Raw genomic sequence first — 12,615 nt, forward strand, 5'->3', positions numbered from 1 at the left:
TGATGCAATCCCTCAGTTTTTTATCGGTTTGAGCCCTCCTAGCGGAGGCAGCAGACCCTTTTGTCCGCGTTGCGGACATTTCCCCTAGTAGGGGAATCTCCTTTCCCAAAGGGAGCCTTTAGGCGATTCATCAAAAGATGGTGATCGTGGGGGTCGCCGCGGGATCGAGCCAGCCGAGGATGATACCCAGCGCGTTTTCGGAGATGCCCACGCCGCCGTAGGTCGGCTCGGAGGCAACGTGCAGGAAACGCGCGCAGCCCTTGGTGGTGTCCACGGGATCGCGGTTATAATCGAATACAACCGCGTAAGGATAGGACTTGGTATACTCGTACAGCTGCTGGCAGGAGGTGTAATCCACCGGCGAGGACGCGTCGACCAAACGATTGTAGTTGACGGACGCGGGGTCGGTGACCCAGTTCATCCCGTACTGGATCTGGTAATAATCCAATTTGGTGCCGGGGTTCATGTTCGTGCCCATCGCGTACTCGATGTTAAAGGTGCCCTTGGGGGTGGTATCGTCGGCGGGGCCTACGTTATCCGAAGTGCCGCCCGTGCCGACAAAGCCGTCTAAGATATCGAACTGGCGGGTCCACTGGCCGTCAGCCGCTTTCTCATAGAAATACACCTTAGCGGAGGTTCCCTGACTTTCGACGAAGATTGCCTGTGTGCCCTTGAGATCTTCCGCCTTGAGGTTTGCCGCGGTGAGCAGGCGGTTGATATCATCGCCCTGGTCGCCGACAGCCTGCGTCGGCTGCGGTGCTGCCTCGGTCTCCTCGGGGACGCTCACCACCGCGGGAGGCGCCGCCTCCTCGGTCGCGAGAACAACGCCCATCGTCTCGGATTCGGACAGCGGAAGCGCCGACGGATGGAAGGTCGTGTCGAGGAAGGAATAGATCTTGTCGCCGAAGGTGAAGACCAGTACCAGCGACGCTAAGATGAGGAAGGTCGCGACGCCGATCAAAATCGACGCGCGGTTGGATGACCCGCCGCGCTTGGTTTTGTAATTATGCGGGCTGTGATAGCGGGATTTATATCTCCTGCGATTCGATGTTTTGTTGTTTTTATACTCCATATTGATCCCTGTCTTTTTTGGTAATGTTTCTGTTTTTTATGTCATGCGCAAAAGCAGCGCCGTGATATTATCCATACCGCCGCGGTCAAGCGCCGCGTCGGTGAGCGCGCGGGCGAGCACATCGAGATCCATCCTGTCGTCGATGATCCGACAGATCTCATCGTCGGTCAGCATATCGGTCACGCCGTCGGAGCACAGCAGATACATATCGCCGGGCTTGAATTTTCCGCGCGCGGCATAGGGCGCTGCCTCATATCCTTCCGGCATACCGAAAAACTGCGTGATCGCCTTGGAGCTGCCGCTGAGCGCGACATGCTCCGTCGACAACTGCTCCAGCTCATGCCCCGAAAGGCGGTAGATACGGCTGTCGCCCGAGTTGAGGATATAGATATCTTCGCCGTGGACCTGCAGCATCGCGGCGGTGGTACCCATCAGCACCAGCGAACGCGCCTCGGTCTCCTGACAGATCGCGTTGTTGATCCGTGCGGCAAGCGGCTTTAAGTATTCTTGATACGCGTCCTTTGAGCGGGTAAACACCAGTGACTCCGCCGCGGCGACATAGGACGCGATCTCGCCGCACGCCTCGCCGCCCATGCCGTCAAATACCGCAAAAAGCTCGTTGGCGTCGGCGTCGACCTTACCGCTGAACGCGACGTCTAAAACGGAGTTGACGTCGTCACGGATGTGACCGGCACAGTAGAAATTGTCTTCATTATTTTTTCTGATTTTTCCCATGGAACACACAACGGCGTATTCCACCCTGTTCTTATGCACGGTACTCACCTCTTTGATCGAAGTCGGATCGCAGATCATTCTGCCGGGGTCAGCTGAGCCGCTGCGAAAAATGTGTCGGGAATCGCAACCTCGGCGTTCGCGAAATCGCTCATCTTACATTTGAGCCCGTAGGAACTTCCCTCGGTCGTGACGGTCATCTCAAAGGAAGACATATATCCCGCGGGGTCTACTACGAACGAGGCGGTACATTTCGTGTTCTCCAGGATCGTCTTGTTTGCCTCAAACAGCGCGACGAATTTATCATAATCCGTGGCGCGGTAAAAGATCGAAGCGCCTTCATTCTTGATCATCGAGAACAACTCATAGATGTTGATATCATAAAGGTAACGCGTGCCGTCCTCTGCCTTTTCGGTTTTGATCGTCGCGATCGAGCTGTTGGTCGAAAGGCGCTTTCTCAGCACGCCGACAGCGCTGTTCAACTCACGGGCAGAATAATCCGACGTCAGTCCCGTAAAGCGCAGGAAGGCGCCCGCGTCAAATCCGCCGGAACGGAATGCCTTATCAAAATCAAAAAAGTCCTGTACACTATCGGTACATTCACGGATGTTCCATTTGTTGTTGTAATAACTGCCCTTTGCCGCGCTCTTGTCATACGCATAGACCGCTCCGGTATAAGTGTAGCTGTTATAATCCGATTCATACAGAGATTTGACCGAATGCTTGGAGCGATCGACAGCGATATCGCCCGTATGGCTCATCATCGGCTTGTCGTCCTCTGTCACCTCGATCTCATAATGAAACGAGGTGGAGAAATCCTTGGACAAAGCGCCGATAAAACGGCTCATCGGGTTGGTGCTCGAGGAATACATATAGATGCCGAACACGATCAGCCCGACGATGACCACGCCGACCGCGGCATAGATATAGCTCAGATGCGTCTTGATCCAGTCGCGGCGACGGATCGCCAGCGCCTCTTCGATGGCGTCCATCTCCTTGATGGGAGCACGCGGCTCGCTGACGTCGAATGCCTCGAAATCGGCATAATCATCCTCCGGATACTCATACTTCAAATCATCTATATCCACATCGTCCTTCACAACGGTATCATCCGTCAATCGGGCGTTTTCCGCGTCGCGTTCATCTACCACATCGAATTCTTCTCTTTCAAAATACGGGTTATTCTTTTCGTTATCTGCCAAATATATCCCCTCTTTTCCTGCCGGGAAAAACGGTCACGGTCGTCGATAATCGCGGGTTTAACGCGATTTTTTCTTGTTGACGATCCGCACGATTGAATTTCTCATACTGACCCTATTATACATATATATTGCTATTATAGCAAAATAAGTATTTCTTTGTCAATATGCCGAGAATATTTTCACAAACTATTGAAATAACGTTCATAAAACGTTTATAATAGAAACGAACAGTATATACAGTATTTCCGAAGAAGGTGTTATTATGAAAAAAAGGCTTATCTCTCTTCTGCTGATCGCGGCATTGACCCTCAGCGTTTTCCTCGGTGTGTCCGTCAGCACGGCGGCGGCACAGCTGTACGGCGACGCTGACGGCGATGATGACGTCACGATCCTCGACGTCACGACGATCCAGCGCGCCTTGGCGGGGGTCATTCAGTTCGATGAGGATGCGCGGATGCGCGGCGATGTTGACGCGGATGACGAGCTGACGATCCTTGACGCGACGATGATCCAGCGCTATCTGGTCGGCGTGATCAACCAATTCCCTTCCGGCGAGTTCCTGCCGACGCAGGCGCCCACCATCGCTCCGACAGAGGCTCCGACACAGGCTCCCACAGAAGCTCCCGACGAGGTGACGAAAGTGAAAAACAATATTCCGATCCACTTTACCAATAACAAGAACTGGTCGGCGGTCTATGCCTATCTCTTCAACAGTGAAACCGGCTCGATACAAAAGGCATGGCCCGGCATGGCGATGACAAATCCCGTTACCAACAGCTACGGCGAAAAGGTCTACGGCATGAACGTTGACGTCACACAGTATGACCGTGTGATCTTCAACAACGGCGCGCAGATCCAGACGACCGATCTGCCCGTTACCAAAGCAAGCTCCGGCTATTTCATTCAGGCAAAGGCGTCCGGCAGTAAATATCTTGCGGGCGTTTACCCCTATGGTCAGAACAATGAGGGAACCATCAAGACCGTCAGCTTTGACTATCCCGACGGCTACAAAAAGAATGTCTATATCTGGCTGCCCGAGGGTTACAACGCCGCCGACACGAGCAAGAAATACTCCGTGCTGTATATGTGCGACGGTCAGAACCTCTTCGGTCAGGCGACCACCCTGTCGGGCTATGAGTGGGAATGTGATGAGAGCGTTCTCTCCCTCATGCAGAACGGCGGCGACGGCGTGATCGTGGTCGGTATCGCCTGCGGTAATACCGAAGCACGCCGCAACCATGAGCTGACCCCCGACCTCGGCGAGGTCGCGACCGTTGCAGGTGAGGATATGAGCACCTTCAAAAACGGCGGCGGCAAGGTATTCTCCGACTTTGTGACCGACACCGTCATCCCCTATGTCGAGCAGAATTACAACACCAACTCCATCCGCGGCATCGCGGGCTCGTCCTCCGGCGGTATCGAGGCGTTCTACATCGGCATGGAGAACATGGACAAGTTCCGCTATGTCGGCGCTCTCTCCCCCGCCTTCATCCTCTACAATCAACCGGTATGGGATAACTATCTCGATACCCTTGACTTCTCGGGCAACACCCCGCGCATCTACTTCTTCTGCGGCAACAGCGCCAATGATCAGCTCGAGCAGGCATTATACCCCAACGCTACGGCGATGGAGGGCTGGATGGCGGCGCACGGCTATCCCGCCGATAAGATGATCACCAAGACAGATTCCGACGCGACTCACAGCGAGGGCTTCTGGGCACTGTACTTCCCGGAGATGCTCAGTTGGGGGATGGACCTGTAATAATTAGGAATTAGGAATTAGGAATTGATCCCGTCTTTCCATTCATCAAATAACAAAGAGGTGCTGACGAAAAAGTCAGTACCTCTCTTTTCTTTCAATAGATCTCTCCCTTCGGTCGATCAATTTATTCAATCCCTCAGTCCCCATTCGGGGACAGCTCCCTTTACCAAAGGGAGCCTGTAAAAAGACGAATTGATTGCAGCTATCCTTTCATCGAATAACAAAAGAGGTACTGACGTAAAAGTCGGTACCTCTCATTTTTATGTGGTTTTCAGTTTCAGAAATTCCTAATTTCTAATTCCTCATTCCTAATTGAATCAGACCTTCGGGCCTGCTGCTACCAGCGCCTTACCGGCTTCATTAGTAGTGTACTTCTCAAAGTTCTTGATGAAGCGCTCCGCCAGATCCTTCGCCTTGTCGTCCCATTCCTTGGGATCGGCGTAGGTATCTCTGGGATCGAGGATGCCGGTGTCTACGCCGGGCAGCTCGGTCGGAACCTCAAAGTTGAAGTAGGGGATGGTCTTGGTGGGAGCGTTCTTGATGTCGCCGCCGAGGATCGCGTCGATGATGCCGCGGGTGTCCTTGATGGTGATGCGCTTGCCGGTGCCGTTCCAGCCGGTGTTGACCAGATACGCCTTCGCGCCGCTCTTCTCCATGCGCTTGACCAGCTCCTCAGCGTACTTGGTCGGATGCAGCTCGAGGAACGCCTGACCGAAGCAAGCAGAGAAGGTGGGAGTCGGCTCGGTGATGCCGCGCTCCGTGCCCGCCAGCTTTGCGGTAAAGCCGGAGAGGAAGTAGTACTGGCACTGCTCGGGAGTCAGGATGGATACGGGAGGCAGTACGCCGAACGCGTCAGCGGACAGGAAGATGACGTTCTCAGCCTCGGGGCCGGCGGAAATGCCGTTGACCTTCTTCGCGATCTTCTCGATGTGCTCGATCGGATAGGAGACGCGGGTGTTCTCGGTCACGCTCTTGTCGTTGAAGTCGATCTTGCCGTTTTCATCGACGGTTACGTTCTCGAGCAGCGCATTGCGCTTGATGGCGTTATAGATATCGGGCTCGGATTCTTTATCCAGACCGATGACCTTCGCGTAGCAGCCGCCCTCAAAGTTGAAGACGCCGTTGTCATCCCAGCCGTGCTCGTCGTCGCCGATCAGCAGACGCTTGGGGTCGGTGGACAGAGTGGTCTTGCCGGTGCCGGACAGACCGAAGAAGATAGCGGTGTTCTTGCCCTCCATATCGGTGTTGGCGGAGCAGTGCATGGAAGCGATGCCCTGCAGGGGCAGGTAGTAGTTCATCATAGAGAACATACCCTTCTTCATCTCGCCGCCGTACCAGGTGTTCAGGATGACCTGCTCACGAGAGGTGACGTTGAAGATCGCCGCGGTCTCGGAGTTGAGCCCCAGCTCCTTGTAGTTCTCGACCTTCGCCTTGGAAGCGTTGTAGCTGATGAAATCGGGCTCAAAGCTCTTGAGCTCTTCCTCGGTGGGCTGGATGAACATGTTCTTGACAAAGTGAGCCTGCCAAGCGACCTCCATGATGAAGCGGATCGCCATGCGGGTATCCTTGTTCGCGCCGCAGAAGCAGTCTACGACATAGAGCTTCTTGCCGGAGAGTTCCTCGAGCGCGAGCTTCTTGCACTCGTCCCAAGCCTTCTGAGAAGCCGGATGGTTATCGTTGGGATATTCGGGAGTCGTCCACCAAACGGTGTCCCTGGAAGTGTCGTCCATGACGATGAACTTGTCTTTGGGCGATCTGCCGGTGTAGATACCGGTCATGACGTTGACGGTGTCCAGCTCGGTGAGCTGGCCCTTATCGAAGCCTGTCAGCGCGGGATCCATCTCATCCTTGAAAAGCTGTTCGTACGAGGGATTGTAAACGATCTCCTGTACGCCGTTGATACCATACTTGGTTAAATCGATCATAAGTATACCTCCTGTTGCGGATAATATGGACTGTCGTTGCGAAGCCATCGACACACGTATCACACGCGTATGACACGCGTGTCGGGGCTGTGGCAATCTCGCCCTAATTACCCACTATAATATTACAGGATAAATTATCCTATATTTCAAGGCAAAAGTCAAGTACCCGCGAGAATAATAATGATACAGATGGGTATACATCCGAGGAAACATGTCAAAGATATGGACAGATACGCAGATTTGTGTAAAAAGCTGCCCCCGAGAGATCTCAGGGGCAACCAGATCGAAAGATATGGATTATACCAGCTTTGCGCTGATGGTCGCAACGCCGTCCTCGGTGACGCTGTCGCAGGCAAAGACAAGTTTTTTTGTCTCGGCTGTACCGTCGGTATAGGTGATTTTCGCTTCGACCGAAACACGCTCCAAAAGCGCGGCATAGAGGGTGCTTGAGCAATCTGCGATACTGAATTTGCTGTCGTCGTAATCCTCTTGCAAGGCAGGCATTTCCAGCTTTGCTCTCGCGTGGTCAAACCAATCGCGGATCGCCTGCCGCGTTTCCTTGGAGAGGGTCGTATCTGCGGTGTCGGCAGAAAATCCCAGAAGGGTAAACATCTTTTCGTCCTCTTCCACAGAGATGACCTCGGACTGGTTCAGGCTTTTCTTATTCTCGCCCTGTGCGCCGATACTTCCGTTTTTGACCGTGTAGAGAACGTCGTCAACCTTCTCACCCTCGACCCTGATATTAAAAGCAAAGCTGTAGGTCATCGTGACCTCGTCGTTTTCCTCATGGAAATCTCCGCCAACCCCGTTCAGCGTACCGACAGGAGTATAGCCGCTGTCGAATATTTCGGCGGCGTTCACGGTAATGATAAAGGGGCTTTCTTTCGGGGAAAGGGCGCTGATGCCGAATACCGCTCCGAATAAGAGTGCGAGCGCAAGCGACGCTGCGATAACGTTCCGCTTGATATGATTCGATTTTCTGTTTTTCATAGGGATGATCTTCTCCTTTTTTTCACTGTCCCTGACGGCGGACAGCATATGATCCACAACCCTTTCGGGTGCTTTGATGCTGTCCATCGTCTGTTCATACAGGCTTTTCTTCATTTTCTTTCCTCCTCAAGGATGGTTTTGAGCTTTTTGCGTGCACGCCGCAGGTCGGAGCTGACGGTGTTGGGGTTTATGCGCAGGATTTCGGCGATTTCTGAGATCGTGTATTTCTCATAGTAGTACAGATAGATGATGTTCCGCTGCTTCTTCGGCAGTTCGAAAATCTCCTCCATCACGAGCTCCTGCTCGGGAGCTTCAAGCGTCAGATGGTTTTCGAGACCCTCGGTGCGGGTCTGCCACACCAGCCGCCGAAAGCCGTTACACTTGTTGACGGTGATGCGGATCAGCCAGTATTTCACCCCTTCGTCGGTTTTGTCAGTGGGGCATTTGGTGATCAGCTCCGTCAGGACATCCTGAAGGATATCCTCCGCATCGGCGGGATTTTTCAGATTGTTCAGCGCGATGCGATAGATCATATCGGAGTAACTCCGGATATAGAATTCTGCTTTTTCGGTACCGAGTTTGATAAAGCTGACCTCCTTTCACCTATAACACGTTTTTGAACGGGCGTTTTCGTGCATTATGAAAATATTTTAACAAAAAGATTTTGTTGACAAATACCCCTATAGGGTATATAATGAGCGCAGAGATACCCCGAGGGGGGTATATGACGATACTGAAGAATGAAGAATGATTGTTTCTCCCTTTGGTCGATCATTAGAACAATCCCTCAGTCGCCCGACACGTATGTCAGGCGACAGCCCCCTTTACCAAAGGGAGCCCTATGGAATCCTGCGGATTCCGAATTTATATTGATGAATACACCATTTGATAAACCGAAAAAACGGAGGGTATTTTATGCCGTGTGAACACTGCTTATCACAGAAAAAAACCGAAAGAACAGAGGAAGAAAAGAAAAAGCTGATCAACCGCCTGTCCCGCATCGAGGGGCAGATCCGCGGGATCCGCAATCTGGTGGAGAACGACGCCTACTGCGTGGATATCCTCACCCAGAGCGCCGCGGCGAAAAACGCCTTTGCCGCCTTCAACCGCGAGCTGCTGCGCCGCCATATCGAGGGCTGCGTGGTGCGCGACATCAAAAACGATGAAGCGGATATCGACGAGCTGATGGACATCATCGGGAAGTTGATGAAATGACAAAAGGCTCCCTTTCCTAAGGTGCCCCCGTTGGGGGAATGTCCGAAGGACAAGGGGAGATTCCCCTGTTAGGGGAAATGTCCGCAAAGCGGACAAAAGGGTCGGCTGTCTTCGCAGAAGAAGCCGTTTCCGGCGAGGAAGCTGTCACTTGACGCTTGCGTCAGGGTGACTGAGGGTTGAAAAACGTATATTTGATGACTGTTTATCTTTCATCTTACCATACGCGACAACCCTCCGCCCCTTGACACGCGTGTCCGGGGCCACCTCCCTTAGAAAAGGGAGGCAAAAAGGGAGAATTGATATGGAACGCTATGATGTAGGCGGGATGAGCTGCGCGGCTTGTTCGGCGCGGGTCGAAAAGGCTGTCGGCAAGGTCGACGGCGTGACCTCCTGCTCGGTGAGTCTGCTGACCAACTCTATGGTGGTCGAGGGCAGCGCGAGCGCTGACGAGATCATCGGCGCTGTGGAACACGCAGGCTATACCGCCAAGGCGCAAAACGCCGCGACAAAACAAAACAACAAAATAAAAATAGAAAAGCCGAACGAGGTCAAACCGCTTGTTCAGCGCTTCATCATCTCGCTCGTGCTGCTGCTCGTACTGATGTATTTTTCGATGGGGCACGTGATGTGGCACTTTCCTCTGCCGCCGTTTTTTGAGGGCAACCCCATCGCGATCGCGCTGGCGCAGATGATCTTCAGCGCCGCGGTGATGATCATCAACAAGCGATTCTTTGTCAGCGGCTTCAAAGGGCTGATCCACCGCGCGCCGAACATGGACACGCTGGTATCCCTCGGCTCCGCGGCGAGCTTCATCTGGAGCGTTTACGAGCTGTTCATGATGACGGCAACAGAGGGTGAAGCGCGGATGAGCCTGCTGCACGGGCTGTACTTTGAATCCGCCGCCATGATACTCGTGCTCATCACGCTGGGCAAGATCTTAGAAGCACACAGCAAGGGCAAAACCACCGACGCCCTGCAATCGCTGATGGACTTATCCCCGAAAACCGCCGTCGTGGAACGTGACGGAAAAGAGGTGGAGGTTCCGATCGAAGCGGTAAACATCGGCGATATTTTCATCCTGCGCCCGGGTATGAGCGTGCCGGTGGACGGCGTAGTCATCGAGGGCGAGAGCACGCTCGACGAAAGTATGCTGACGGGCGAAAGCATCCCTGTCGATAAGGCGTTGGACGCGCAGGTATACTCCGCGACCATCAACCAGAACGGTTATCTCAAATGCCGCGCCACCCGCGTGGGCGAGGACACGACCCTGAGTCAGATCATCCGCACCGTCTATGAGGCGTCCGCCACCAAAGCGCCGATCGCGCGTATCGCCGACAAGGTGTCCGGCGTATTCGTGCCGGTCGTCATCGGGATCGCGCTGATCACCTTCGTTATCTGGCTGATCACCGGCGCAGAATTCTCCTACGCGCTCGAGCGAGGGATCTCCGTGCTCGTGATCTCCTGCCCCTGCGCCTTAGGCTTGGCTACGCCCGTATCGATCATGGTCGGAAACGGCGTGGGCGCAAAGGCGGGCATCCTGTTCAAGAACGCCGAGGCGCTGGAAACCGCGGGCAAAACGCAGATCGTCGCGCTCGACAAAACCGGCACCATCACCAAGGGCGCGCCCGAGGTCACCGACCTTGTACCCGCCGACGATGTGACCGAAACCGAGCTGTTGCAGATCGCGTACAGCATTGAAAGACTCAGCGCCCATCCGCTGGCGGAGGCGATCACGGCATACGCCGAGGAAAGAAACACCGCTGCTCTGCCCTGTGAGGATTTCCGGAATCTTTCGGGGCACGGGGTGTCGGGTGAGATCAACGGAGAGACCGTCTATGCGGGAGCGCCGCGTTTTATCCGCTCCAAAATCAAATTCAGTGAGGACAGCGAAAGAAAAACCAACGCGTTGGCAAGCACGTTGGCGGGCGACGGCAAAACGCCGATGCTGTTCGCCAAGGGCGGTAGGCTGCTTGGCGTGATCGCGGCGGCTGACGCCGTCAAGGATGACAGCAAGACCGCGGTCAGGGAGCTGTCTGAGCTGGGCGTCCGCACGGTCCTGATCACAGGCGACAATGAGAAAACTGCCACAGCGATCGCAAACACTGTCGGAATCGAAAAAATATACGCAAGCATATTGCCCTCGGGCAAGAGCGACATCATCAATGAGCTCAAGCAGTACGGCAAGACCGCGATGGCGGGCGACGGCATCAACGACGCGCCCGCGCTGACCGCCGCGGACACCGGAATCGCCATCGGCTCCGGCTCGGATATCGCGATCGACTCGGCGGATGTGGTGCTGGTCGGCTCTAAGCTGACCGATCTGACCGCCGCGATCCGTCTGTCGCGCCAAACCCTGCGCAACATCCACCAAAACCTGTTCTGGGCGTTCATCTACAACATCATCGGCATCCCGCTGGCGGCGGGGTTATGGATCCCGATCTTCGGCATCGCGCTGAATCCGATGTTCGGCGCGGCGGCAATGAGCCTGAGCAGCTTTTGCGTCGTCAGCAACGCCCTGCGGCTGAATCTGTTCGATCCGCACAAGCATAAAAAGAGTCATAAAACGGCTGTGGCACTGCCCGCGGCTGATGAAAATACCAACAGTAAAGGAGAACCCAAAACCATGAAAACCGTGATCAATGTCGAGGGCATGATGTGCCCGATGTGCGAAAAGCACGTAAAAGAAGCCATCGAAAAGAACCTGAATGTCGAGAGCGTCACCGCCTCTCACGAAGCAAACAAGGTCGAGATCATCTCCACCGAGCCGATCGACTACGACAAAGCGGCGGCGGCGATCACCGACGCAGGCTACACACCGAAGGGAATTGAGGAATAAGGGTGCGCCGCGGAGGCGTTCAACGACTGAATACTGAAGGCTGAAAACTGAAGAATGAAGAATAAATGTATCTCCCTTCGGTCGGTCAATTAGTACAATTCCTCAGTCCCCATTTGGGGACAGCTCCTTTTACCAAAAGGAGCCTTGGAAAGCGACTACTCATATTAAATGTTTCTGACAAAAAGAACGCAGGCGGTTTGATCCGACTGCGTTGTTGTAGAGAGCCTATCCAAAGCCTTCCTTTGGGAAAGGAAGGTGCCTCCGAATGGAGGCGGATGAATTGTATCAATTGTTTGAGCGAAGCGAGTCGCATTCATTTACGTTGGTGATTAGAACTGAGGTAAAATGAGGGTTTCTCCCTTCGGTCGGTCAATTAGTACAATTCCTCAGTCCCCATTTGGGGACAGCTCCTTTTACCAAAAGGAGCCTTGGAAAATAGCTACTCATATTAAATGATTCTGACAAAAAGAACGCAGTCGGTTTTATCCGGCCGCGTTCTTTCTTTGTGTATGTTTTGTTGAGTTTTGCGATGACTGATTATCCGCTGATCAGATACCGCTGCAAGCGGGTCGCGTCGAGGATCGTGCGCTCGCCGTCACGGTCGAAGTCGGAGTAATACTTGACGGAATATCTCCACAAGCCGTCGTCCGCCTTGATCTCGTCATCGGCGGGATATTCCCGTATATTCACATCACAACGCTGAATGATGGTCACGTCGATGACAGAAAGCTCGTTATCGCCGTCGAGGTCGCCGATCAGCCTGCCGCCGCCGAGCTCGTCAAACACCTTGACAAAGTCGGCATAACCGCCGCGTGCCGCTGACTGTGCGTCGACAAAGGTATCGTTCTTGACGTCATAGACCCCGTAGCTGTCTCTTATAC

General features: G+C 54.0%; 10 protein-coding genes. 3 read left to right on the plus strand and 7 right to left on the minus strand.

Annotated elements, in window-relative coordinates; genetic code table 11:
- Positions 1-130 precede the first annotated feature (130 nt).
- The 3 genes from KQI83_RS09035 to KQI83_RS09045 are packed head-to-tail and all read right to left on the minus strand — an operon-like array spanning position 131 to position 3,006.
- Positions 131-1,072: a hypothetical protein gene (locus KQI83_RS09035; RefSeq protein WP_201428590.1), complete on the minus strand. Its 942-nt coding sequence runs from the start codon at positions 1,070-1,072 to the stop codon at positions 131-133.
- 36 nt (positions 1,073-1,108) lie between these two features.
- Positions 1,109-1,846 carry a PP2C family protein-serine/threonine phosphatase gene (locus tag KQI83_RS09040; protein WP_216556837.1) on the minus strand — a complete coding sequence of 246 codons (738 nt, stop codon included), beginning with the start codon at positions 1,844-1,846 and terminating at the stop codon, positions 1,109-1,111.
- A 35-nt stretch (positions 1,847-1,881) separates the two neighbouring features.
- A complete protein-coding gene (locus KQI83_RS09045; RefSeq protein WP_201428592.1) occupies positions 1,882-3,006 on the minus strand; it encodes a hypothetical protein in 1,125 nt (374 codons plus the stop codon).
- 262 nt (positions 3,007-3,268) lie between these two features.
- On the opposite strand from KQI83_RS09045, the gene KQI83_RS09050 reads away from it, so the two are divergent.
- Positions 3,269-4,768, plus strand: a complete 1,500-nt coding sequence (locus KQI83_RS09050; protein WP_216556839.1) for an alpha/beta hydrolase-fold protein — start codon at positions 3,269-3,271, stop codon at positions 4,766-4,768.
- A gap of 317 nt (positions 4,769-5,085) precedes the next feature.
- Here KQI83_RS09050 and pckA read toward each other — a convergent pair whose 3' ends face one another.
- From pckA to KQI83_RS09065, 3 genes are all read right to left on the minus strand, one after another.
- A complete protein-coding gene (gene pckA / locus KQI83_RS09055) occupies positions 5,086-6,693 on the minus strand; it encodes a phosphoenolpyruvate carboxykinase (ATP) (RefSeq protein WP_207752206.1) in 1,608 nt (535 codons plus the stop codon).
- A 297-nt stretch (positions 6,694-6,990) separates the two neighbouring features.
- The gene (locus KQI83_RS09060) at positions 6,991-7,797 is read right to left on the minus strand and encodes a hypothetical protein (protein WP_201428594.1); all 807 of its coding nucleotides are present in this window, start codon (positions 7,795-7,797) and stop codon (positions 6,991-6,993) included.
- Entirely contained in the window at positions 7,794-8,267 is a 474-nt protein-coding gene (locus tag KQI83_RS09065; RefSeq protein WP_330622343.1) for an RNA polymerase sigma factor, read from the minus strand. The genes KQI83_RS09060 and KQI83_RS09065 overlap by 4 nt, the downstream gene beginning before the upstream one ends.
- 331 nt (positions 8,268-8,598) lie before the next feature.
- Here KQI83_RS09065 and KQI83_RS09070 point away from each other — a divergent pair, with 331 nt between their 5' ends.
- Together KQI83_RS09070 and KQI83_RS09075 are read left to right on the plus strand one after the other, a co-directional pair.
- Complete coding sequence (locus KQI83_RS09070; protein ID WP_201428596.1) at positions 8,599-8,898, plus strand: metal-sensing transcriptional repressor; 300 nt, start codon at positions 8,599-8,601, stop codon at positions 8,896-8,898.
- A gap of 301 nt (positions 8,899-9,199) precedes the next feature.
- Entirely contained in the window at positions 9,200-11,734 is a 2,535-nt protein-coding gene (locus KQI83_RS09075; RefSeq protein ID WP_216556841.1) for a heavy metal translocating P-type ATPase, read from the plus strand.
- 537 nt (positions 11,735-12,271) lie between these two features.
- On the opposite strand, the gene KQI83_RS09080 is transcribed toward KQI83_RS09075, so the two are convergent.
- On the minus strand, positions 12,272-12,615 hold a 344-nt coding region (locus KQI83_RS09080), incomplete at its 5' end, for a dockerin type I domain-containing protein (RefSeq protein WP_216556843.1).

The sequence above is a fragment of the Roseburia sp. MSJ-14 genome (assembly GCF_018918225.1).
Classification (GTDB): Bacteria; Bacillota; Clostridia; order Lachnospirales; family Lachnospiraceae; genus Petralouisia.